The 21,327-nt window shown below is 63.5% G+C and carries 22 protein-coding genes; 9 read left to right on the top strand and 13 right to left on the bottom strand.

Going from position 1 to position 21,327, the window contains the following annotated elements:
• Positions 1-115 precede the first annotated feature (115 nt).
• Positions 116-1,792: a 2-isopropylmalate synthase gene (leuA, locus tag AC0L2H_RS01100; protein ID WP_473588864.1), complete on the bottom strand. Its 1,677-nt coding sequence runs from the start codon at positions 1,790-1,792 to the stop codon at positions 116-118.
• Positions 1,793-2,331: 539 nt separating this feature from the next.
• On the opposite strand from leuA, the gene AC0L2H_RS01095 reads away from it, so the two are divergent.
• From AC0L2H_RS01095 to AC0L2H_RS01085, 3 genes are all read left to right on the top strand, one after another.
• The gene (locus tag AC0L2H_RS01095; protein WP_473588461.1) at positions 2,332-3,498 is read left to right on the top strand and encodes an ATP-grasp domain-containing protein; all 1,167 of its coding nucleotides are present in this window, start codon (positions 2,332-2,334) and stop codon (positions 3,496-3,498) included.
• Between the two features lie 5 nt (positions 3,499-3,503).
• The gene (locus tag AC0L2H_RS01090; RefSeq protein WP_473588460.1) at positions 3,504-4,280 is read left to right on the top strand and encodes an esterase family protein; all 777 of its coding nucleotides are present in this window, start codon (positions 3,504-3,506) and stop codon (positions 4,278-4,280) included.
• A 155-nt stretch (positions 4,281-4,435) separates the two neighbouring features.
• On the top strand, positions 4,436-4,750 hold the full coding sequence (locus tag AC0L2H_RS01085; protein ID WP_473588459.1) for a nuclear transport factor 2 family protein: 315 nt from the start codon (positions 4,436-4,438) through the stop codon (positions 4,748-4,750).
• Between the two features lie 42 nt (positions 4,751-4,792).
• On the opposite strand, the gene AC0L2H_RS01080 is transcribed toward AC0L2H_RS01085, so the two are convergent.
• Complete coding sequence (locus AC0L2H_RS01080; RefSeq protein WP_473588458.1) at positions 4,793-5,881, bottom strand: AbrB family transcriptional regulator; 1,089 nt, start codon at positions 5,879-5,881, stop codon at positions 4,793-4,795.
• 192 nt (positions 5,882-6,073) lie between these two features.
• Between AC0L2H_RS01080 and AC0L2H_RS01075 the strand changes: the two genes are divergently transcribed.
• The 3 genes from AC0L2H_RS01075 to AC0L2H_RS01065 are packed head-to-tail and all read left to right on the top strand — an operon-like array spanning position 6,074 to position 7,725.
• Positions 6,074-6,400: a PadR family transcriptional regulator gene (locus tag AC0L2H_RS01075; protein ID WP_473588457.1), complete on the top strand. Its 327-nt coding sequence runs from the start codon at positions 6,074-6,076 to the stop codon at positions 6,398-6,400.
• Complete coding sequence (locus AC0L2H_RS01070; protein WP_473588456.1) at positions 6,397-6,969, top strand: DUF1700 domain-containing protein; 573 nt, start codon at positions 6,397-6,399, stop codon at positions 6,967-6,969. Before AC0L2H_RS01075 ends, AC0L2H_RS01070 begins: the two co-directional genes overlap by 4 nt.
• Before the next feature lie 48 nt (positions 6,970-7,017).
• On the top strand, positions 7,018-7,725 hold the full coding sequence (locus tag AC0L2H_RS01065) for a GIN domain-containing protein (protein WP_473588455.1): 708 nt from the start codon (positions 7,018-7,020) through the stop codon (positions 7,723-7,725).
• Positions 7,726-7,805: 80 nt separating this feature from the next.
• Here AC0L2H_RS01065 and AC0L2H_RS01060 read toward each other — a convergent pair whose 3' ends face one another.
• The 3 genes from AC0L2H_RS01060 to AC0L2H_RS01050 all read right to left on the bottom strand — a co-directional run bounded on the left by AC0L2H_RS01060 (position 7,806) and on the right by AC0L2H_RS01050 (position 9,463).
• Positions 7,806-8,114 carry a putative quinol monooxygenase gene (locus tag AC0L2H_RS01060; protein ID WP_097572418.1) on the bottom strand — a complete coding sequence of 103 codons (309 nt, stop codon included), beginning with the start codon at positions 8,112-8,114 and terminating at the stop codon, positions 7,806-7,808.
• Positions 8,115-8,163: 49 nt separating this feature from the next.
• Positions 8,164-8,964 carry an SDR family NAD(P)-dependent oxidoreductase gene (locus AC0L2H_RS01055; RefSeq protein WP_473588454.1) on the bottom strand — a complete coding sequence of 267 codons (801 nt, stop codon included), beginning with the start codon at positions 8,962-8,964 and terminating at the stop codon, positions 8,164-8,166.
• A gap of 61 nt (positions 8,965-9,025) precedes the next feature.
• On the bottom strand, positions 9,026-9,463 hold the full coding sequence (locus AC0L2H_RS01050; RefSeq protein WP_473588453.1) for a DsrE family protein: 438 nt from the start codon (positions 9,461-9,463) through the stop codon (positions 9,026-9,028).
• Between the two features lie 95 nt (positions 9,464-9,558).
• On the opposite strand from AC0L2H_RS01050, the gene AC0L2H_RS01045 reads away from it, so the two are divergent.
• Entirely contained in the window at positions 9,559-10,638 is a 1,080-nt protein-coding gene (locus tag AC0L2H_RS01045; RefSeq protein ID WP_473588452.1) for a hypothetical protein, read from the top strand.
• A gap of 33 nt (positions 10,639-10,671) precedes the next feature.
• Positions 10,672-10,890, top strand: a complete 219-nt coding sequence (locus tag AC0L2H_RS01040; RefSeq protein WP_473588451.1) for an antitoxin — start codon at positions 10,672-10,674, stop codon at positions 10,888-10,890.
• 6 nt (positions 10,891-10,896) lie between these two features.
• On the opposite strand, the gene AC0L2H_RS01035 is transcribed toward AC0L2H_RS01040, so the two are convergent.
• The 6 genes from AC0L2H_RS01035 to AC0L2H_RS01010 form a co-directional block, all read right to left on the bottom strand.
• Positions 10,897-11,844, bottom strand: coding sequence for a cation diffusion facilitator family transporter (locus AC0L2H_RS01035; protein ID WP_473588450.1), 948 nt, complete (start codon positions 11,842-11,844; stop codon positions 10,897-10,899).
• A gap of 8 nt (positions 11,845-11,852) precedes the next feature.
• Entirely contained in the window at positions 11,853-14,042 is a 2,190-nt protein-coding gene (locus AC0L2H_RS01030; protein ID WP_473588449.1) for an anthranilate synthase, read from the bottom strand.
• Between the two features lie 244 nt (positions 14,043-14,286).
• The gene (locus AC0L2H_RS01025; protein WP_473588448.1) at positions 14,287-15,342 is read right to left on the bottom strand and encodes a M14 family metallopeptidase; all 1,056 of its coding nucleotides are present in this window, start codon (positions 15,340-15,342) and stop codon (positions 14,287-14,289) included.
• A gap of 86 nt (positions 15,343-15,428) precedes the next feature.
• Positions 15,429-16,607, bottom strand: coding sequence for an MFS transporter (locus AC0L2H_RS01020; RefSeq protein ID WP_473588447.1), 1,179 nt, complete (start codon positions 16,605-16,607; stop codon positions 15,429-15,431).
• Between the two features lie 117 nt (positions 16,608-16,724).
• Positions 16,725-18,101, bottom strand: coding sequence for an FAD-containing oxidoreductase (locus AC0L2H_RS01015; protein WP_473588446.1), 1,377 nt, complete (start codon positions 18,099-18,101; stop codon positions 16,725-16,727).
• The gene (locus AC0L2H_RS01010) at positions 18,098-18,559 is read right to left on the bottom strand and encodes a DUF4126 domain-containing protein (protein WP_107649719.1); all 462 of its coding nucleotides are present in this window, start codon (positions 18,557-18,559) and stop codon (positions 18,098-18,100) included. The genes AC0L2H_RS01015 and AC0L2H_RS01010 overlap by 4 nt, the downstream gene beginning before the upstream one ends.
• A gap of 144 nt (positions 18,560-18,703) precedes the next feature.
• On the opposite strand from AC0L2H_RS01010, the gene AC0L2H_RS01005 reads away from it, so the two are divergent.
• Positions 18,704-19,261, top strand: a complete 558-nt coding sequence (locus AC0L2H_RS01005) for a sugar O-acetyltransferase (protein ID WP_473588445.1) — start codon at positions 18,704-18,706, stop codon at positions 19,259-19,261.
• 3 nt (positions 19,262-19,264) lie between these two features.
• Here AC0L2H_RS01005 and AC0L2H_RS01000 read toward each other — a convergent pair whose 3' ends face one another.
• Together AC0L2H_RS01000 and AC0L2H_RS00995 are read right to left on the bottom strand one after the other, a co-directional pair.
• Positions 19,265-20,599, bottom strand: a complete 1,335-nt coding sequence (locus tag AC0L2H_RS01000; RefSeq protein ID WP_473588444.1) for a sensor histidine kinase — start codon at positions 20,597-20,599, stop codon at positions 19,265-19,267.
• The gene (locus AC0L2H_RS00995) at positions 20,596-21,255 is read right to left on the bottom strand and encodes a response regulator (RefSeq protein ID WP_473588443.1); all 660 of its coding nucleotides are present in this window, start codon (positions 21,253-21,255) and stop codon (positions 20,596-20,598) included. The genes AC0L2H_RS01000 and AC0L2H_RS00995 overlap by 4 nt, the downstream gene beginning before the upstream one ends.
• Positions 21,256-21,327 lie beyond the last annotated feature (72 nt).

The raw sequence follows: 21,327 nt of genomic DNA, 5'->3' as shown, positions 1-21,327 counted from the left end.
GCATGCATCCATTATGCGATCGCGTACCCCACCGGATAATCCCCCGGTGGTTAATGGCGTTGAGATTGGAGCAAGATGTTCCCATTCGGGCTCATCTTGCTCTTGTCGGGGTTTTTCAGCCCGCCTTGCGGCCGATGATGCGGTTGGCAGCGGAAACCACGGCTTCCAATGAAGCGGCCACGATGTTGGTGTTGATGCCGGCGCCGAACAGCTTGCCGCCTGGATGTTCCATCTCGACATAGGAAATGGCCGAGGCATTGGAGCCGCGCTGCATGGAATGCTCGGAATAGTCGAGCACCGACATCTCGACGCCGATATGGCGCGACAGCGCATCGACGAAACCGTCGATCGGGCCGGTGCCGGAGCCGGATATCGTCACTTCCTTGCCCCCGTCGAGGATGACCGCCTCCACCACGCGCCGGCCCTTGGTTTCGGTATCCGGATAGGTCTGATGGTCCAGGAATTTCAGCCGCGCGCCGGGCTGGTCGATATAGGTGTCGAGAAAGCGCTCGTGGATGCGCTTGACCGGCACCTCCTTGCCTTCGGCATCGGTGATCGCCTGGATTGCCTGGCTGAATTCGATCTGCAGGTTGCGCGGCAAATGGAGGCCGTAGTCCGCCTGCAGCACATAGGCGATGCCGCCCTTGCCGGATTGCGAATTGATGCGGATGATCGCCTCGTAGTTGCGGCCGACATCGGCAGGATCGATCGGCAGATAGGGCACTTCCCAGTGCGGCGTGTTGGCCTTGCGCAGCGCCTTCATGCCCTTGTTGATGGCATCCTGATGCGAGCCGGAAAAGGCGGTGTAGACGAGCTCGCCGACATAGGGATGGCGCTCCGGGATCTTCAACTGGTTTGAATATTCGTAGACGTCCTTCATCCGGTTGATGTCGGAGCAATCGAGTTCGGGATCGACGCCTTGCGTATACATGTTGAGCGCCAGGGTGACGATATCGACATTGCCGGTGCGCTCGCCATTGCCGAACAGAGTGCCTTCGACGCGATCGGCGCCTGCCATCAGGCCGAGCTCGGTGGTGGCGATGCCGGTGCCGCGATCATTGTGCGGGTGCAATGAAATGAGCAGGTTCTCTCTGATATCCAGGTTACGGCACATCCATTCGATGCGGTCGGCATAGATGTTGGGCGTCGACATCTCGACCGTGGACGGCAGGTTGATGATCAGCTTGTTGTCCGCGGTCGGCCTCACGATCTCGGTGACGGCATTGCAGATTTCCAGCGCCACTTCGAGCTCGGTGCCGGTAAAGCTCTCAGGCGAGTATTCGAACCGATAACCGCCGCCGGCCTTGGCCGCCATGTCGGTGATCATCTTGGCCGCGTCGGTAGCGATGCGCTTGATGCCGGCAACGTCCTTCTCGAAGACGACGCGGCGCTGCAATTCGCTGGTCGAGTTGTAGAAATGCACGATCGGGTTGGTGGCGCCCTTCAGCGCCTCGAAGGTGCGGGTGATCAGTTCCGGCCGGCACTGCACCAGCACCTGCAGCGAGACATCGGCCGGCACATTGCCTTCCTCGATGCACCAGCGGGCGAAGTCGAAGTCGGTCTGCGAGGCCGAGGGAAAACCGATCTCGATCTCCTTGAAACCCATGTCGAGCAGCAGGCCGAACATGCGCGCCTTGCGCTCGTGGCCCATCGGGTCGATCAGCGCCTGGTTGCCGTCGCGCAGGTCGACCGAGCACCAGATCGGAGCCTTGTCGATGATTTTCGAAGGCCAGGTGCGATCGGTGAGGCCAACGGTCGGATAGGGCTGATATTTGCGGGCAGCGTCCGGCATGCCCCGGGCTGCCTCTGGCATGCCCTGGGCAGCGTCCTTTGCCATGGGTTCCCCGCCATCGCGGACATCTTCTCGTGCGTTCATCATCGTTTCTCCCGGCGGCTCGCGGATCCGCCTTCAGACGGAATTGGTGCCGAGCGGCGCCTTACCAAAGTTTCGTTCGCTTGATGTGACTTGCCAATTTGACTGGCCAAGGAGCGTGCGCGTGAGCGGCGGTTCGACCGCCGGGCGCTCCTTCAGCGAACCCGGCGATCGCCAATAAGGCCGAGAAGCAGCAGGGTCGAAGCAAGCGCGCGCACGGTCTCGCCGGCAAAGCCGGTCCGACGGGAAGCAACGAAGGGAACGCGCGTGTTCATGGCGGCTCTCATACAGGAGCAGGCTGTGGGAGGCAAGTGGGTTGCCTGACGGCGCGGAGCGCTCGCTCTTCCCCACACGGTGCAAATGCGCCAAACTTTGTTCGGTGCGTATCGTTGTCCCAAAACCGCTTCGCACTTTGGGCGCATGCACTTAACAATACAGCGACGCCGGGGAGGCCGTCCATGAACTTCGTGTTCTTCTCACCGCATTTTCCCGCCAACGGCGCCGATTTCTGCGACCGGCTGAAGAAGGCCGGCGCGACCGTGCTCGGCATCGGCGACGCGCCCTATGAAGCGCTGAACGGAAAACTGAAGACGGCGTTGTCGGAATATTACCGCGTCGCCGACATGGAAGACTACGATCCGGTGTTCCGGGCGATGGGCCATTTCATCCACAAATGGGGCCGCATCGACCGCTTCGAGTCGCTCAACGAGCATTGGCTGGAGTTGGAAGCCAACATCCGCACCGACTTCAACATCTTTGGCACCAAACTCGATTTCGTCAAGAATTTGAAGCGCAAGAGCCGCATGCGCGCCTTCTTCCGCAAGAGCGGCGTCGAGACCATACCGCAGCGCAAATGCTCCGACCGGGCCGGCGCCATGACCTTCATCCGCCGTGTCGGCTATCCCGTGGTGGTCAAGCCGGATTCCGGCTCCGGCGCCTCGAACACATTCAAGATTTCCAATACGAGGGAACTCGACCAATTTTTCAAGGACAAGCCGGAAGATGTCAGCTTCGTCATGGAGCAGTTCATCGAGGGGCTGGTGGTGACCTTCGACGGGCTGGTCAACCGCGACGGCGAGGTGGTGCTTGCCGCCAGCCACCGCTACGACCAGAGCGTCATGGAGGTGGTCAACCGCGACCGCCATATGAGCTATACCTGCTTTCCCGAGATCAGTCCGGCGGTGGAAGAGGCGGGCCGGAAGATCCTGCGGGCATTCGACGTGCGCGAGCGCTTCTTCCATATCGAGCTGTTCGAGACCAAGGACGACCGCATTATCGCGCTGGAGGTCAACATGCGGCCGCCCGGCGCCTGGATGACCGACGCCATCAACTACACGTTCGACATCGACGTCTATGCGGCGTGGGCCGAAATGGTGGTCAGGGATGCCGCCGGCGGGCCCTACAAGGGCGAGTACTTCACCGCCTATGCCAGCCGCAAGCGGCACCTCGACTATTTGCATAGCCATGCCGACGTGCTAGCCGCTCATGGCGACAAGATCGTCCACCATCAGGCCATCGAAGAGGTTTTCAGCCGCGCCATGGGACACTACGCCTATCAGATGCGCTCCAAAGACGCCCAGGCGCTGCGCCAGGCGGTTGGCTACATCCACGCGGAAAGGGCGTAAGGCCGATGGACATCTCTTATCACAAGGGTTTTGCCCGCAACCTTGGCCGCGACATGGAATACAAGCGCTACGGCCATGCCGGCCGGCCGGTGGTGGTGTTCCCGACCTCGCAAGGACGGTTCTACCAGTTCGAGGAGTCCGGTGGGGTCGCAGCGCTTTCGGAGTTCATCGACACCGGCCGCATCCAGCTTTTCACCCTCGACAGCATCGATTCGGAATCCTTCTTCGCCAAGCATGCCGACCCGGCCGAGCGCATCGCCCGCCACGAGGCCTATTTCCGCTATGTGCGCGAAGAGGCGCTCCCGGAACTTCTCTCCACGGCGACCGAGGCCAATGGCGGGCGCAGCCTGAAGCCCTTGTTTTCAGGCTGTTCGATGGGCGGCTACCATGCCTCGAACTTCGTCTTCCGCTTTCCGGAACTGGGCAGCGGTGTGATTGCGCTGTCGGGCGTCTATTCGACCCGCGACTTCTTCGGGGAGGCGCTCGACGGCAACATCTTCTTCAACTCGCCGCTCGACTACCTGCCCAGCATCGTCGACCAGAAACTGCTCGGCCGGCTAAAGGCGCTGAGGCTGATCTTCTGTTGCGGGCAGGGGGCATGGGAAGAACGGATGCTGGTCGAGACGCGGGCGCTGGAACAGGTGCTGCGCGAAAAGTCCATTCCCGCCTGGGTCGATTATTGGGGAGGCGATGTCAGCCATGACTGGCCATGGTGGCACAAGCAACTGGTCTATTTCTTCGCCCGCTGGCTGGATGACGACCTGATGCACAGGCTGGATTAAGGTGTGTCGATATTCAGGTGATGCCGGCCTGCAAACGAAAGTTTCCTGCGCTTCCGGTGCTCACGTACTTCAAGTACGCTCCGCTCCGGTTCTCGGAAACTTTCGTTTTCGACTCGGCCTGACCTGAATCTCAACACACCTTAGCGCACAGACGAATGACCACGCCCAATCCCATCCGCCGCTTTGTCGAGGCCACCAATGCCGGCGATATCGAAGCCTTTCTGGATAATTTCACGGCCGACGCTTTTCTGAGCGACTGGGGCCGGTCGTTCAGGGGGCGCGATGAGATCGCGCGCTGGAACCAGTCGGACAATATCGGCGTGCAATCCCATCTCAGCATCGTCCGCGTCGCACCGGTCGGCGGCACCTATCAGGCCCGCATTGCCGTGAAGGGCAATGGCTTCAATGGTGAGGGCGACATGACCTTCACGCTGGACGGCGATCGCATTTCGAGCTTGGTGATCGCCTGACGGTCCGCACCGTAACGGTGCGCGCGGAACGTGTCGTGCGGGTCATTCCTTCAGGCTCCTTGCCACCAGGCGCGCCACGCTCGGCCCGACCAGCAGAACGACCAGGAACCGGGCCGACTGCAGCGCCATGACGAAGGAGATGTCGACGTTCTGCGCTGCGGCGGCGATGATGGCGACACTGTCCATGCCGCCGGGGCTGGTCGCCAGATAGGCGGTCAGCGGATCGACGCCGAGCAAATGGCTGATCATGAAGCCGAGACCGCCGCAAAAGGCGATCAGCACGATGATGGAGCCGACGATCTGCGGCAGCGCCCGCGCCGCGTGACGCAGGATCGGGCGGGTGAAGTTCAGTCCGATCGACCATCCCACCATCGCGTAACTGAGGGCCAGCAGCCAGTTCGGCAATTGCATCGGCACGCCGAGGCCGAGGTGAATCACTGCGCCGAAGATGAAGGTGCCGAGAAAGAAAGGCGATGGCAGCCTGAACAGCTTTCCCATCAGGCCGCCGACGAGCGCGATGCCGATGGTGGCGGCGAAGGCTTGCGGCTCGATCGGTGGAAACCAGATGATGGGCGGGATCTCGATACCCGATGTGTCGACCCACATGCGTGCGATCAGGGCAGCCGTCATCGAGACGAAGATGACGCGCAGATACTGCATGAAGGCGACGAGGCGTTGATCTGCGCCGAAAGCGCCGGCCATCAGCACCATGGCGGTGGCCGCGCCCGGCGACGAACCCCAAACGGCGGTGGTGCCGGGCAGGATGCGCCAGCGGCTGATCAGCCAGCCGAGCAGGCTGGAGGCCGCGACGGTCGCCATCACCACGCCCAGGAAGAGTGGCCATTCCCTGTAGAAGACCGCAAAGATGTCGGCCGAGATCGAACTGGCGACAAGGCAGCCGACGATCGCCTGCGCGGAGCCGAACAGGGGGCGCGGGACGCGCACCGTGGCGCCATTGGTGCCGGCCACGATCGCCGCCAGCATAGGGCCGATCAGCAGCGCCGCCGGCAAGGCGGCGAGTTCCAGCGCGCCGGCGAAAAGGATCGAGAGCACCAGGAGGACCAGCCACTGCCAGCCCTTGTGCATTCGCGCCATGCGCTCGACGGGCGGTTGGTCTGGCGAGAAATCCATATTCGCTCTTAGACCCATGCAGGAAGATTGCGAAGCCCGTTAGCAGAGAAATTCCAAGGCTCGCTCGTCGCGGGTTTTGGGATTCTGCGACAAGCGGGTACCGCACCAGGATTGCGTGAGCGCTGCACCAGAATTCACTACCTTGCATAAACAGGTAGCGTGCTATATACACATCTCGAATTCGAGGCTTGCATGACCGACTCAATCCAAGTGCAATTGCGAAAAGGCGCCCTGGATCTGTGCGTCCTGGCCGTGCTGTCGCGAGGTGAAAGCTACGGTTATGAAATTGCCAGCACGCTTGTCGCCGCGGTGAGCATGGGGGAGGGTACGATCTATCCGCTGATGCGCCGGATGCAGAATGACGGTCTGGTCGCCACCCGCATCGTCGAGTCCAGCAGCGGGCCGCCGCGTAAATATTACCGGCTCACGCCGCTCGGCCAGCAGGCTTTCGAAGCCTACCGCCGCGACTGGCGCTCCTTCGCGGGCGCAGTCGATAAACTTCTTGAGGATTTGCCATGACCAGGGATGCTTTCTTGCGCACACTGAGACTGGGGTTAGCTGGTCTGCCGGCTCGGGAGATCGAGGACATCGTTGGCGACTACTCAGCCCATTTCGCCGAGTCCGACGCGTCGGGTCGTGGCGAAGCCGAGGTCGCGGCTGCCTTGGGCGACCCGGCCAGGCTTGCCCGCGAGTTGCGGGCCGAGGCAGGCTTGCGTCGTTTCGAGGCCCATTGGAGCGTGTCGAACATGTTGGCGGCGATGCTGGCGCTTGCCGGGCTTGCCTTCGTCGACATCGTCTTCCTGCTGCCGCTGCTGATCACCGCGATCGTCCTTGCGCTTGGCCTCGGCATCGCGCTCGTGGCCATCGGCGCACTCGGCATCAAGATCATTCTCACCACACTGCTGTTCGACATCGGTGGCACAATCACGGTGACTTTAGGCCATCTGTTCATCGGCGCTGGGCTGGCAAGCTTCTTCCTCGGTGGCGGCGCCTTGTTGCTGCTGGCGCTGGGCGCCGGGATACGCGGGCTCGGGCGTTATGCCCGGCTGCATTCCCGTCTGGCTCAACCGGACCATGACCGGGTTTGAGCGTTGCCAAGCTCGAGCAATTCGTCATCACGTTGAAGGAAACGGACAATGACTGGAAAACTGGCATTCATCGCAACGACGGGACTGATCGGCGCCGTCGTCTTTCTGGCTCTGGGCATCGGACTTTCCGGGCCAGGTTGGGCCAATGCCGGAGGGTGGTGGATTGCTGGGCAGTCCACCTGCGGAGCGGCCACCTCTACCAGACAAGAGGTTACCTTGCCCTTCAGCGCCGGCGACAGTCTGACGATCGATCTGCCGGCTTCGGTCCACTACCAGCCGGGAGACAAGGCCGAGGCGGTCGTGAGCGGTGACTCAGCCCTGCTTGACCATGTGCGGATGGAAGGCGGCAGGCTCAGTCTCGATTGCGAGCCGGGCTGGTTTGCGTCCCGGCTCGATGTCAGCCTGTCGGGACCGGCGATTTCAGAATGGAAAGTGCTCGGCAGCGGAGATCTTGCTCTGTCGCAGATCAATCAGCCTGAGCTGCGGCTGAGCATCCGGGGAAGCGGCAGTGTCGCCGCCACTGGCGTGGCACAGACGGTCGGCCTGGATATCTCCGGTTCGGGCTCAGGGCTGCTCAAAAACCTGGTCGCGCAATCCGCACGGATCGAGATTCGCGGCAGCGGCGACGCGCAAATTACCGCACAGGCGGATGCGGATGTCTCGATTTCCGGCAGCGGCGATGTCGAGCTGTACGGGCATCCGACCATGCGACGTTCGCAGGTGAGAGGCAGCGGTAGTATAACGCAAGTGCCGTAGCCCTGGTTGTTTGCAATCGTCGTAATGCGCGCATAGGCGTGCAAACGGCTGGTGTCTTGCCGTCGGCCCGCCCCCGACCGTCAGCCGGTTTTGCCGTCGGTCAGGCCGAAACCGCCGACGGGGTGAGTTTCGACCTGGAATTCGAAGCCGGCGATGAAGGGGCGCGCCTTGGTAATCGCCGCCTGGACTTCCGGCAGTTGCAGGGATGCCTTGTGGCTTGCTTGATCGGTCCACACCTCGGTCACCCAGATCGCGTCGGCGTCGGCCGGGTCGGTGGCGATGATGTAGCTCAGACAGCCGGGCAGGGCGCCGGTGCTGGCGCGCAGAACGTCCATGACCGCGTCACGTTGGCCGCGCGCCGCCCGCATCTTGCCGATCAGTCCATACATCGCCTTTGTCTCCATTTGGATTTCGCGACTGAAGTATGCAGATCGCGCATCAAGGCATCAACTGTCCGCCATTCACCTCGATCACCTGGCCGGTGATGTAGCCGCTCAGCAGATCGGAGGAGAGGAACAGATAGGCGCCGACGCAATCCTGCGGCGTGCCGGCGCGTCCCTGAGGGATGGTGGCCACCATGCCCTTCATCTGCTCGTCGGTCGAATAGCGCTCATGGAAGGCCGTCGCGATGGTGCCGGGCGCCACGGCGTTGACGCGGATGCCAAAGCCGATCAGTTCCTTGGCCATGCCGCGCGTCACATTGGAGACGAAGGCCTTGGACGAGCCATAGAGGCCGGCGCCGCCGCCGGCGCCATTGCGCGCGGCGATCGATGAGGTGTTGACGATGAAGCCGCCCTGGCGCTTCAGCCATGGGATCGCCTTGCGCGAGGCGGTGAGCACGGACCGTGCGTTGAGGTCCATCACCGCGTCGTAATGCGCCTCGGTCAGCTCGGCATAGGGCACGCGGCCGAGCATGCCGCCGGCATTGTTGACCAGCCCGTCGAGCCGGCCGAGATGTTGCGCACTATCCTCGACCACGCGCTCGACATCGGCGGGGACCGAGAAATCGCCCTGGACGAGGAACACCTTCCCGCCGCCGTCCTGGATTGTCCGGCCAAGCTTTTCAGCCGCTTGCCTGCTCGAATTGTAATGGAGCGCCACAAGGCATTTCTGCGCGGCATAGGCCAGCGCGAGTGCTGCCCCGATGCCAGTCGACGCACCGGTGACCAGCACTGCCTTCCCGGCGAGATCGGGGATGGCCAGGCCGGGAATGATTGGGGCGGTCACGGTGCCTGGCACGTCTATCCTCCGGATTCTGCCCGTCCTTCGTAGGCCCTTGCCGCCTCTGTGTTCAAGCCCTTCAAGGCCGGAGATAGGCGTAGCCCTGGCGTTGCAGTTCCGCGAGCTTGACGACACCGCCGGTTTCGGCGGCGTGGAAGCCGTCGAGCAGGTCCGAGAGCGCAATATCCATGCCTTGCATGGTGTTGGCGCAGGCATGCGGGGAAAGTCCGTCGCGGACCAGACCCGAAAAACGGCTGGAAATCGCGGCGGATGCGCTCTTCGATTTGAAAGCGGCGAGTGCCGGTCCATGCACGACCAGCACGATATCGACTTTGCCACCGGTGCCGTCATAGTGGTTCTTGATGTTGCCGAGCACGAAGCCGACCTTGTCGAGATCGCTGAGGTGATACGCGGCCTTTGGCCTTTCCTCTTCCACGGCCGCCGCCTTGACCTGGCGCAGCCCGAAAAGGCCAGCGGTTCCGGCCAGACCCACGCGGAACATGTCGCGGCGTCGCATGGTTTCATCCTCCAATCGTGGGCCGCAAATTGCGTGGCCTCCACCTCTATCCTAGCATAAATTGCAGACACGTCCTGTCGGGCGAGGAGGGTCCTATGACGTTGCAGACCATTTTGGGCGCCGGATTGGGTGCTGCCCTGCTCGCGACACTGGCCGGTGCGGCCTTCGCCGAGGATGCGCTCAAGCTCTCCGAACTCAGCCCTGACGGCAAGGATGCCTGTTTCGGGCGTGTCTACGATGCGGCTCATCTCAAGGCCCATCCGAACCAGAAGGTGGGACGGATTTTCTTCCACTACGGCCATGACCCGGTCAGCCATCCGAACGAGGAGCCGAGCAGTGGTCCGTCCGACTACACCGGCTTCATGGCGACGACGGTGCGCGACGCCAAGAAGCCCGAATGGGTCGGCGGCTGGTGCGGCAAGGACGATCCGCAATCGGGCGAAATTCACTGCGGCATGGAATGCGACCGGACCATGGCAACGCTCAAGGTCGATGAAAAAGGCCGGCTGATCGTCTCCGACGTGGGCCGCGACCTCTATCTCGATGTCGGCGCCGAGGACGAACTGGGCGAAAAGGAATATGCCAGGCAGGCGCTTGGCACCGAGGACGACGGCTTCCGGCTGGACCGCATGCCGACAGAGACCTGCAAGGCCGAGTTCGCGCGCATCGATCCTGTCGACCCGGCACTGGGCCTGCCGCTGCGCGAGCGGCTGAAGCCGGACCAGCCCTTCTGCTACGGGCGCGACTACGATACTGCGCATCTTGCCTCGCATCCCGATCAGTCCACCCGGACCATCCGGGTTTTCCGGGGGCCGGTGGAGCTCGCCTCCTTCGCCAAGGGCGGCGATCCGGCCAATTGGCCTAGCGGCGCCGACATTGCCGTGTCCGTCACCACGCGACAGAAATCGGCTGAGGTGACGCAGATCTATAGCTGCGAAGGCGAAGCGGACCAGTGGCGCTGTACGCCAAGCGCGAAGATGAGCGCCTTTTCCTGCGATATCGGCGCCAAGGAGATCTACCTGCGCCGCGGCGTCTACGGCACGATGATGCTGGCCAATCCCAATAACAGCCTGCCGATCGTCGATTTGTGCTCGAAGGCGGCCGACGGCAAGACCATGTCCGACGACAAGGTCTATCGCCTGGAGCCGATGCCGCAATCCGCCTGCGCGCCGTGAGATTTGAAACATTCTCATTGAGGAGATAGCGCAATGAATAAGGCAAAGGTGTTCTGGTCAGGCCGCTCGCAAGCAGTGCGTTTGCCCAAGGAATTTCGTTTCGAAACCGAGGAAGTTTCGATCCGCCGCCAAGGTCGAGCGGTCATCCTTGAGCCGCTCGTGCAGGATTGGGCGTGGCTCGATCATGTGATCAGGCCGCTTGACGACGACTTCGTCGAGGCAGTTTTGGAGCGGCCGGCAGAGACGTCGTGAATCGCTCTACGCAAACGGCACGGCCGTCGTGCCCTTGGGTAGCTTCGCCTCGTCGTCCGGCTCGACATGGATGGTGACGCGGACCGAGGGGATTTCCGCCTTCAGCGCGTCCTCGATGCGGTCGCAGATGACGTGGCTGGCGCCCACCGACATGTCGGCATCGACGACCAGATGGAATTCGATGAAGGTGGCGCGGCCGGCAATGCGCGTCTTCAGATCATGGACTTCCAGCGCGCCCTTGCAATTGGCCGAGATGAGGTCGCGGATGCGCATGTGTTCGGCCGTGTCGACGGCGCGGTCCATCAACCCGTTCATCGACGAGCCGATGACGTGCCAGCCCTGCCATAGGATGTTGAGCGCGACGATGACGGCAAGTGCCGGGTCGAGAATCTGCCAGCCGGTCAGCACGACGCCGACCAGGCCGGCGAAGACGCCGACCGACGTCACCACGTCGGTCATGATATGCCTGCCATCGGCGACCAGCGCCGGCGATTTCTCGGCGCGACCAGCTCGGATCAGCGTCCAGGCCCAGAAGGCGTTGATGACCGTCGCGATGCCATTGATGGCAAGGCCGGTCCAGGGTTGTTCGAGCGGGGCGGGATGGCGCCAGGACCACCAGACCTCGTTGAGGATCAACAGTGCCGCCAGCACGATCAGCACGCCTTCCAGAACGGCCGAGAAATACTCGGCCTTGTGATGGCCGAAGGGATGATCCTGGTCGGCCGGCTTGTAGCTGACCCGGATCGCCCAGTAGGCGGCGGCCGAGGCAATGACGTTGACGATCGATTCCAGCGCGTCCGAATACAGCGCCACGGAGCCGGTGACATACCAGGCCGCCAGTTTCAGGCCGAGCACCAGGCAGGCGACGACGATTGACCAGAAGGCAAGGCTGGCGACCTTGCGCCTGGCGGCGGCTTTTGCGTCTGCTGCGATGACTGGGGAAGCCGCGTTCATCCGTAGTCCTAGGCGGCCTTTTCCCGGGCCTTGCGCGGCAGGTGCGCAACGATGTTCTCGATGATGCGCATGCCGGCATTGTGGCCGAGCGTCATGATCGACTCGGGGTGGAACTGCACCGCGGCGATCGGCTCCTTGCGATGTTCGAACGCCATGATGACGCCGTCCTCCGTCTCGGCCGTGACGATGAAGCCGTCGGGCAGGCGCACCGGGTCGGCGAAGATCGAGTGATAGCGGCCGACCGTCACCTCCTTAGGCAGGCCGGAGAAGATGATGCCCGGCTTCGAAACGCGGATGCGCGACGGCTTGCCGTGCATCGGCACATGCAGTTGCCGCAACTCGCCGCCATAGGCCTCGGCCAGCGCCTGCAGGCCGAGGCAGACGCCGAAGATCGGCAGCTCGCGCGCCCGGGCCCGCTTGATGGTGGCGGCGCAGTCGAAGTCCTTGGGCGTGCCGGGGCCGGGAGACAGCACGACCAGATTGGGCTTCAGCCGGTCGAAGACCTCGTCCGGTACCGGCGTGCGCACGGTCGAGACATTGGCGCCGGTCTGGCGGAAATAATTGGCGAGCGTGTGGACAAAGCTGTCCTCGTGGTCGACGAGCAGGATGTTGACGCCGTCGCCGACGCGCGCGGTGCTGCGCTCGGTGCTGGCGGCATTGCCTGATTTGGCGTCGCGGATGGCGGAGAGCATGGCGGATGCCTTCAATTCGGTTTCGGCTTCTTCTTCCTCGGGGATGCTGTCGAAGAGCAGCGTGGCGCCGGCGCGCACCTCGGCGATGCCGTCCTTGATGCGGATGGTGCGCAGCGTCAGGCCGGTGTTCATGTCGCCGTTGAAATTGACCATGCCGATCGCCCCGCCATACCAGGCGCGCGGGCTCTTCTCGTTCTGCTCGATGAAGCGCATGGCCCACAATTTCGGCGCGCCGGTGACGGTGACCGCCCAGGCATGCGACAGGAACGCGTCGAAGGCGTCCATGCCTTCGCGCAGCCGCCCCTCGATATGGTCGACGGTGTGGATCAGGCGCGAATACATCTCGATCTGGCGGCGGCCGATGACGCGCACCGAGCCGGGCTCACAGACCCTGGACTTGTCGTTGCGGTCGACATCCGAGCACATGGTCAGTTCGGATTCGTCCTTCTTCGAATTGAGCAGTTTCAGGATCTGCTCACTATCGGAAATAGCGTCGTCGCCGCGCTTGATCGTGCCCGAGATCGGGCAGGTCTCGACGCGGCGGCCGTTGACGCGCACGAACATTTCGGGCGAGGCGCCGATCAGATATTCGCCTTCACCGAGATTGATGAAAAAGGAATAGGGCGAAGGGTTGATCGACTTCAGCTTGCGGGAGATGTCGGAGGGCTGGGTCTCGCAGCGTTCGTAGAACATCTGGCCGGGCACCACTTCGAACAGGTCGCCGCGCTTGAAGCTCTCCATCGCCTTGCGCACCAGATCGGCATATTCGCCGGGCTCGTGGTCGCCCCGCGGCGGGATGCGGTCGGCGGTCTGGAACGGATCGACGACGGCGTCGCGCGGCAGGCCCTCCGTCGAAAATCCCTCGCCGGAATAGTCGTAGCGGTCGGTCCAGGCCTTGGTCGAATAATGGTCGACGACGAGGATCTCATCGGGCAGGAACAACACCAGGTCGCGCTGGCTCTCTTTGCGCTCGAGCTTGTAGTCGACCGGATCGAACTGGAAGGCGAGATCGTAGCCGAAGGCGCCGTAAAGGCCAAGATTGGCGTCTTCCTCCGTCTTGAACAGAGCGGTGAGGGCGCGCAGGACCGTAAACACCGAGGGGACGCGGCTGCGTTCTTCCTCGGTGAAGACGCGGCCGGGCTTCGCCACGTCGAGGCGGATCAGCTTCTTCGACGTCTCGGCGATCGTCACCTCGGCAAGGCCGGCAAGCGCCTTGCCGATGACAGGCAAAAGCACCTGGCCACGGCTGTTCAGCGCCTCAATACGCATGGCACGGCCACGCGCCGAGATCACCAGCGGCGGGTCGATGATGGCGGTGTCCCAGCGCGTGTAGCGGCCGGGATATTCGTAATTCGAGGAAAACACGGCACCGCGGCGCGCATTCAGCCCGTCGACATAGGCGTCGATCGCGCCTTCATAGGGCCGGTCGTGGCGCTCGCGGGTGATGGTTACGCCACCCGCGGTGTCAAAGCGCTCCGCCCCGTTTTCGAGAATTTGCGTCGTCATTGCCGTCTCCATCAGCGTCTTGCTGTTCAGCTTCTTGGGGCAACGGACCCGGAAATGGCGTAAAAAACAAATGGCCGCCCGGACATTCCGTTGCGGCCACCCTCTATTTTCACGCGAACGCGTTCGAACAGGCCGCTGTCAGCGAGCCCACCACCAAACGGTCTTGATCGAACGCATGTTCATGAGAGTCCCATAGCGGCGAATGAACGGCCGCGCAACTGGATTCAGTGGAGGGCCTGAGCCCTCAATCCTCCAGCGTTCCCGACCTGGCGTCGGCGCTCTTGCTATCGCCGACCAGCTTCAGCAGGTCTTCGCCGGAGCGGATGATACGCCGCGATCGCCGGGTCAGTATGAGACCCGCTTGCGGCGCGAACACCTCGGTGCGGCCGTCGGCTTCGCCCGGGGCATGGACGATGGTGGCGAGGCGTGCGCCTTTGGTCACGCGGTCGCCGGGCTTTACGTCGTAGAGTACCGCGCCGGCCCGGGGCGCAGGCATCATGTCGATATTTTCGAGCGGCGCGACAGCACCGGTGAAAGGACCGGGCGCGGGCAGCGCCGTATCGACGATCGCGCCGCGCGCCACCAGCAGCCGATAGAGCCCCTCGGCATCGGAGGCGGCCAGGGCGCCGTCGACATCGAGTATGCCGCGATATTCGACCGTGGTGGCGACGCGCCGGTCGAAGCGCGGCACATCGGCGGGAGCGTTCTGATAGGGCATGATCGAGGCGCCTTCGAAGGTGCCGTCCGTGTCCTCATCCCACAACACCACCGCGTCGACGCCCATGGCGGCCGCGCAATCCGCCATATCAGGCCACAGGCTGGTGTGGACGTAGAGATAGGCGAGGCCCTCGTCGTCGCAATGCAGGTCGAGCACGATGTCGTGGCCGATCGAAAGCTGCAATAGCCGCGTTTTCAGCCGCTGGTCGGCCGTGCCGAGCGCTGTGTTCGGCAGCAATTTGGTGTCGGGCGCCGCCAGCAGTGGAAAGCCGCGGTTGAAATTGTTGCGGGTGCCCAGATGGAAGCGGCCCTGATGCTCGCCGAAATGATACTGGGCGCGGCCGACCGGATTGGCCTGGGGCACGATGGTGACGTCGCCCTGGATGCGGCCTTCAGCCTCGGCCTTGGCCAGTATCGGCATCAGTGCATCGATGGCGACCACGCCCGGCAGTTCGCCGGCGTGAAGGGCGGCTTGCAGATAGGCAGAGGGAGCTGCCTTGTCGCTGCCTTCGAAGCGGAAGACCGGGAATTCGTAGGAAACGCCTTCGCTGTCACCGGCGATGCGCTCGATCGATTTCTGCATGATTTGCTCCATCAAGAGCGAGAAGACATGCCCATCGGAGGTGCCGATGTCGATTGGTCCAGCCTGCCGCGCTATGGGCGCAAGGGCTATTCCGCAGGCGCCCCGAGAGAGACGACAGGCGCAGGCCGATCCATCGTCTGCGACATCACCGCGACGACGACGGCCAGCAGCGCGAGTGCCGCGCCGACCAGCGGAAGATTGGCATAGGATACGCCGAAGGAGAGCGCCAGCCCGCCGATCCAGGCGCCGCCCGCATTGCCGACATTGAAGGCGCCCTGGTTCAGCGTGGCGGCAAGGTTCGGCGCCTCTGACGCCGCCTCGACAACGCGGATCTGCAATGGCGGCACGACGACGAAGATGAGCAGGCCCCACAGGAAAACCATGGAGATGGCTGCCACTGCGACGGCGCCGAATTGGGCGAAGGCGAGCAATAGCAACGCCAGCATCAACAGCGTGCCGATCACCGTCGGCATCAGTTTCCAGTCGGCCAGCCTGCCGCCGATGATGTTGCCGATGGTCATGCCGCCGCCGAATAAGAGCAGTACCCAGGTGACCGCCCCCGTTGAAAGGCCGGATACGTCGGTGAGGTAGGGCTTGATGTAGGTGAAGACGGCAAACAGGCTGGCGGAAGCCAGCGCCGAGATCAGCATGGAGAGCCACACCTGCAGCTTGCCGAGCACGCGCACTTCACCGAGCAGGCCGCCGCCGCTCGATTCAGCGACATTTGATGGCACCAGCCAGGCGATGGCCGCAACCGAGATGAGGCCGATACCGACGACGGCCACGAAAGTGGCGCGCCAGCCGAAGGCCTCGCCAAGCGCGGTGCCGCCGGGAACGCCGAGGATGTTGGAGAGCGTCAGCCCGGCAAACATCAGCGCGATGGCGCTCGCCCGCTTGTTGCGTGGCACGAGGCTCGCGGCAACAACCGAGCCGATGCCGAAGAAGGCGCCATGGCCAAAGGCGGTGAAGACACGGGCGGCCATCAGCAGCCAGTAGTTGGGTGCGATGGCGCAGAAAAGATTGCCGATGACGAACAGCGAGGCCAGTCCGACCAGCACCGGCTTGCGCGGCAGATGGGCGGTGGCCAACGCGATCACCGGCGCACCGAAGACGACACCCAGCGCATAGCCGGTGACCAGAAGGCCGGCCGAGGGAATGGAAACGCCGAGATCGGCGGCGACCTCCGGCAGCAGGCCCATGATGACGAATTCGGTGGTGCCGATGCAGAAGGACGCAATGGCGAGCGCTAGGATCGGCAAGGGCATGGGGCGTCCGGACTGAATCGGTTCAAGCCCCAGACTGCCTGGAGATAGGGCGGCCGCACAAGCGCGATTGCTGCATCGCAGCAATGCAGAAAGCGGAGAGCAGTTCGCGAGCGCGGCCTATGCCAGCGGCTTCAGCTCCTGGGCGATGGTGGGCAGAAGCTCCGAGACGTTCGGGTGGATATGCATGGCCCGCGCCAGCGTGTCGACCGGCGCCTTGGCATACATAAGGTCGAGCACGCAGTGCACCGCCTCGTCGCCTCCCGGCCCGAGCACCGAGCAGCCGAGAATCTCCCTGCTGTCGGCGTCGACCAGGATCTTCATGAAGCCTTGCGTCTCGCCTTTTTCGACGGCGCGACCGACGCGGGTCATCGGCCGCTGGCCGACCAGTGCGCGACGGCCCGACTTTCTCACCGCCGTCTCGGTCATGCCGCAGCGGCCGAGCGGCGGGTCGATATAGAGCGCATACGCCTCGATGCGATCGCTGACCTTGCGTGGGTCGTTGTCGAGCAGATTGGCGGCGACGATCTCATAGTCATTGTAGGAGGTGTGAGTGAAGGCGCCTCTGCCGTTGCAATCGCCCATTGCCCAGATGCCAGGCACATTGGTGCGCAACTGGTCATCGACGACAACAAAACCGCGTTTGTCGACCTCGATACCGGCCTTGTCGAGGCCGAGATCATCGGTGTTGGGCGTCCGGCCCAGGGCCAGCAGCACATGCGAGCCTATGGCAGGCGGCTTGTCGGCGGAGAAGGTCACGGCGATCTCGTTGCCTCGTCTGGCGAACGCTATCTCGTCGGCGCCGACATGCACCGCGATGTCTTCGTTTTCGAGGATGGACAGAATGGCGTCGGATACGTCCTCGTCCTCGCGGCCGATCAGCCGCGGGCTCTTTTCGATCACCGTGACCTCCGAGCCGAAGCGGCGGAACATCTGCGCGAATTCGAGGGCGATGTAGCTGCCGCCGACCACCACCAGATGGCGTGGCAGCACGTCGAGATCCATCATCGACGAATTGGTCAGGTAGTCGATGTCGTGGATGCCGGGCAGGTCAGGCACCGAGGCGCGGCCGCCAGTGTTGAGGAAGATCTTCTCGGCGGTCAAAAGGTCGTCGCCGACGCGGACGGTGTTGGCGGTAACGAAACGTGCGTGGCCGCGATAGAGAGTGCACTTGTCCATGCCGGCAATCCAGCTTTCGAGATTGCCGCGGGCGTCGTTCGAAACCTTGTCCTTGCGCGCCTTGATGGCGTGATAGTCGACGCCGACCGAACCGGAGAGCGTCACGCCATAGTCGGCGGCGCGGCGGGCAAGGTGTGCCGCATAGGCGCTCGCCACCATGGCCTTGGTCGGCATGCAGCCGGTGTTGACGCAGGTGCCGCCGACCAGTTTTCGTTCGATCAGCGCTACGCTCATGCCGGCCGTGTTCAGACGGCCGGCGAGGGGAGTGCCGGCCTGTCCGGCGCCGATGACGATGGCGTCGAAAGTTTTGGCCGTCATGCCACGGCCGCCACGATCAGCAGGCCGCCGATGATCGCCACGGCGTCCTCGATGAAGGCGGCGGGCGGGTCCTTGCCGAAAGCGGCAGCAAGCCGGCCACGCACTTCGGCGCCACCATAAGTGCCGATGACCGCGCCGATGGCGCCGGCGATGAGCCCACCGATGGTGGCGCCGCCGGTCGCGCCGATGACCGCGCCGGTGAAGGCGCCCAGGATGATGCGCGCGCCGAACTGCTGCGGCACTTTCCGGCTCGGCGTCGACGGCAACTGGTCTGTGACCAGCTCTACGATGGCCAGGATGGTGAAGATGCCGACGGCGGCCCAATGGCTCATGAAACTGGCCCAGGTGCCGGCAACTGGCAGCCAGCCGAGATAGGCGCCCCAGGCGACCGCTGCAGGTGCGGTCATGGCGCGCAGGCCGGCAATGACGCCGATCAGCAGTGCGAGAATGTACAGCATGATTGATCCCCTCGATCACCGGGCCAGGACCAGTCCGGCAAGCGCAGGCTAGCATAGGCTTGGCATTTGACCAGTGGCGACGCTGGTGCTTTCCAGTTTGGATCGACTGTGCTTTGGAACGATCTCGAGACAGGAGGCACCGCCATGGCTGGAAGCGAACGTACAAAAATGGCGGCCGGCGAGTGGTACACATGCCTCGATGACGAACTGGAGGCGTTGCGTGTCATCGCGCGCGATGCGGTGTTCGAGCATAACAGCCTGCCGCCTGGCCGCCGCGGCAACATCGGACCCGCCTTGAAATCGCTGCTCGGCGCGGTGGGCGAGGGCGCCCGCATCGAGGCGCCGTTCCATTGCGCCTATGGCTTTAACATCTTCCTCGGCGACAGCGTCTTTCTCAACGCCGGCTGCACCATCCTCGATACGGCAACGGTCCGCATCGGCAAGCGGACGTTGCTCGGCCCCAGCGTGCAGATCTATTGCGCCGAGCATCACAAGGAGGTCGCGGGTCGGCAGGCAGGTCTGGAAATCGCCAGGCCGGTCGAGATCGGCGATAATGCCTGGATCGGCGGCAGCGCCATCATCCTCGCTGGCGTCAGCATCGGCGAGGGGGCAATCGTCGGCGCCGGTAGCGTGGTGACGCGCGATGTAGCCGCGAACACGACCGTGGTCGGCAACCCGGCCCGGCCGGCCGGGCGCGGTTGACGGTCATGCGGCGGGAAACTGGATCGTCGCCTCGAAACCGTCCGGCCGGTTGGTCGCCGGTGAATTCAGAACAAGCGTTGCTCCCGTCTGCTGCAGGATCCGGGCGACAATCGCCAACCCGAGACCCGAGCCTTCGGCGCGCGTTGCGCCGCGCTCGAACCGCTTGACCAGGCCGCCCGGGGCTGGAACGACCGGACCCGTGTTGATCACGCTCAGCCTGGCATCATCGCCGACGCGTACGAGCACCGTGCCGCTCTTTGCACCGTGCCGCAAGGCATTCTCGACAAGATTGCGCAGGACAATGGCCAATGCATCGGCGTCGATTGTGGCAAACGCCGTGCCTTTTGCCGGCGCTTCGAGGCGGATGCGGCCTTTGCTCTCGCCGTGCTGTTCGAAGTCCGCGACCACCAAAGCCGCGACCGTGGCGAGATCGAGAGGCTTGGCGGCAACCGCTATGCCGGCGTCGGCGCGCGCCAGTTGCATCAGCTTTTCGGACACGCTGGCGAGGCCGGACAGGGCTGCCTTGATCTGGCGTGGCCGCTTCCTTGCCGCCTCATTCGCCGCTTCGGCTATCATGCGCTCGGTCTGTGCCAGCGCGCCGGCAATTGGCGTGCGCAACTCGTGAGCCGCATTCGCAGTGAATTCCTTTTCGGCATCGAGCGCCATGTGAAGGCGCTGCATCAGACTGTTGACCGACTTGGCGATGGCGGCAAGCTCGGCAGGGAATTCCTCGGTTCGAATGGAAGCGAGGTTGTCACCGTGCCGGGCGCTGATCTCCCTGCGCAGCGAAGCAATCGGCTTGAGCGAACGTGCCATGGTCAGCCAGGCGACGATCGCACTCAGCGGGATAAGGATGATCATCGGCACCAGGAAACCGATAGCGGCCTCGATTGTTTCCTCATTGCGACGTGCATCGAGTTCGGCAACCTGGACGAAAACCGAGCCGCTGACTGCCGGTTCGGTGTAGATGCGCCAACCGGCTTCTTCCGTGAATCCCTGTACCAGCCTGGCTGTCAGCGGTTCGACCGGGGCGCTGTGGGAGCCCATGAGGATGCGCCCGTGGCCATCACGCACCTGGAAGACCAGCCGGCCACCATCGTCTTCGGAAACGGCTTCCGCCAGCCTTCTCGGCGACTGCAATGTGTCGCGCGCGAAAAGGTCGTCGATGACAAGCGGCAGCAGCCTGCGCGCGGCCTCCCGCATCGAGCTGTCCATGGCTTCGTTGATTTCGCGATGCATAGTGTAGCTGCCGGTAGCCGCGGCAACCAATCCGAATGCGACCGTAAGCGCAATCAGCGACAGGACGACCCGGCCGACAAGGCTGTCGAGCGCTCTCATTGGGATGCCAGCCGGTAGCCCAGCCCTCTCACGGTCGCGATCGCCTCGCGCCCGATCTTCCTGCGCAAGCGGCTCACATAGACCTCGACGGTGTTGCTCTCGATCTCGGAACCGAAGGCATAAAGCGCGTCCTCGATCTGGCCTTTGCCAACTGTTACGCCGGGCCGGCGCAGGAACTGCTCCAGCACCGCCCATTCGCGTGCCGTCAGCATGGTTTCCGTGCCGTCCACGACAACACGGCGAGCGGCCTGGTCGATTTCGACCGGTCCGATACGGATCAGGGGATTGGGACTTCCAGCGTAGCGGCGCGCGACCGCGGCGAGGCGCGCGGACAATTCGCCGAGATCAAATGGCTTGACCAGATAGTCGTCGGCTCCGGAATTCAGTCCCTCTATCCGATCGGAGAGCTGGTCGCGCGCGGTCAGGATAATAACCGGCGTATCGCTGCCTTCACGGCGAAGCGTCTTCAGGAACTCGAGGCCCTTGCCGTCAGGCAGATGCAGATCGAGCAGCAACAGCTCATAGGATGCAACATCAAGGTGATCGCGAGCCTCAGCGAGGGTGCTGCTCCAGTCCACGGCATGGCTGTCGGCGGCGACATGATCGCGCACCGCCTCGCCCAGCACCTGATCATCTTCGATCAACAGAACCCGCATTTTGTCTCCGCCAACTGGTGACCAGCGCTATACGGCACGAGGCTGACAGTAGCCTGAATGCAAGCCAACTGC

The sequence above is a fragment of the Mesorhizobium sp. WSM4871 genome, from assembly GCF_055811295.1.
The sequence above is the reverse complement of the archived record's forward strand: the minus strand, read 5'-3'. Positions and strand labels throughout refer to the sequence as shown.

Coding starts and splice junctions, on each gene's coding strand:
- leuA (WP_473588864.1), bottom strand. CDS start 1,792: ATGCCGGACGCTGCCCGCAAATATCAGCCCTATCCGACCGTTGGCCTC.
- AC0L2H_RS01095 (WP_473588461.1), top strand. CDS start 2,332: ATGAACTTCGTGTTCTTCTCACCGCATTTTCCCGCCAACGGCGCCGAT.
- AC0L2H_RS01090 (WP_473588460.1), top strand. CDS start 3,504: ATGGACATCTCTTATCACAAGGGTTTTGCCCGCAACCTTGGCCGCGAC.
- AC0L2H_RS01085 (WP_473588459.1), top strand. CDS start 4,436: ATGACCACGCCCAATCCCATCCGCCGCTTTGTCGAGGCCACCAATGCC.
- AC0L2H_RS01080 (WP_473588458.1), bottom strand. CDS start 5,881: ATGGATTTCTCGCCAGACCAACCGCCCGTCGAGCGCATGGCGCGAATG.
- AC0L2H_RS01075 (WP_473588457.1), top strand. CDS start 6,074: ATGACCGACTCAATCCAAGTGCAATTGCGAAAAGGCGCCCTGGATCTG.
- AC0L2H_RS01070 (WP_473588456.1), top strand. CDS start 6,397: ATGACCAGGGATGCTTTCTTGCGCACACTGAGACTGGGGTTAGCTGGT.
- AC0L2H_RS01065 (WP_473588455.1), top strand. CDS start 7,018: ATGACTGGAAAACTGGCATTCATCGCAACGACGGGACTGATCGGCGCC.
- AC0L2H_RS01060 (WP_097572418.1), bottom strand. CDS start 8,114: ATGTATGGACTGATCGGCAAGATGCGGGCGGCGCGCGGCCAACGTGAC.
- AC0L2H_RS01050 (WP_473588453.1), bottom strand. CDS start 9,463: ATGCGACGCCGCGACATGTTCCGCGTGGGTCTGGCCGGAACCGCTGGC.
- AC0L2H_RS01045 (WP_473588452.1), top strand. CDS start 9,559: ATGACGTTGCAGACCATTTTGGGCGCCGGATTGGGTGCTGCCCTGCTC.
- AC0L2H_RS01040 (WP_473588451.1), top strand. CDS start 10,672: ATGAATAAGGCAAAGGTGTTCTGGTCAGGCCGCTCGCAAGCAGTGCGT.
- AC0L2H_RS01035 (WP_473588450.1), bottom strand. CDS start 11,844: ATGAACGCGGCTTCCCCAGTCATCGCAGCAGACGCAAAAGCCGCCGCC.
- AC0L2H_RS01030 (WP_473588449.1), bottom strand. CDS start 14,042: ATGACGACGCAAATTCTCGAAAACGGGGCGGAGCGCTTTGACACCGCG.
- AC0L2H_RS01025 (WP_473588448.1), bottom strand. CDS start 15,342: ATGCAGAAATCGATCGAGCGCATCGCCGGTGACAGCGAAGGCGTTTCC.
- AC0L2H_RS01020 (WP_473588447.1), bottom strand. CDS start 16,607: ATGCCCTTGCCGATCCTAGCGCTCGCCATTGCGTCCTTCTGCATCGGC.
- AC0L2H_RS01015 (WP_473588446.1), bottom strand. CDS start 18,101: ATGACGGCCAAAACTTTCGACGCCATCGTCATCGGCGCCGGACAGGCC.
- AC0L2H_RS01010 (WP_107649719.1), bottom strand. CDS start 18,559: ATGCTGTACATTCTCGCACTGCTGATCGGCGTCATTGCCGGCCTGCGC.
- AC0L2H_RS01005 (WP_473588445.1), top strand. CDS start 18,704: ATGGCTGGAAGCGAACGTACAAAAATGGCGGCCGGCGAGTGGTACACA.
- AC0L2H_RS01000 (WP_473588444.1), bottom strand. CDS start 20,599: ATGAGAGCGCTCGACAGCCTTGTCGGCCGGGTCGTCCTGTCGCTGATT.
- AC0L2H_RS00995 (WP_473588443.1), bottom strand. CDS start 21,255: ATGCGGGTTCTGTTGATCGAAGATGATCAGGTGCTGGGCGAGGCGGTG.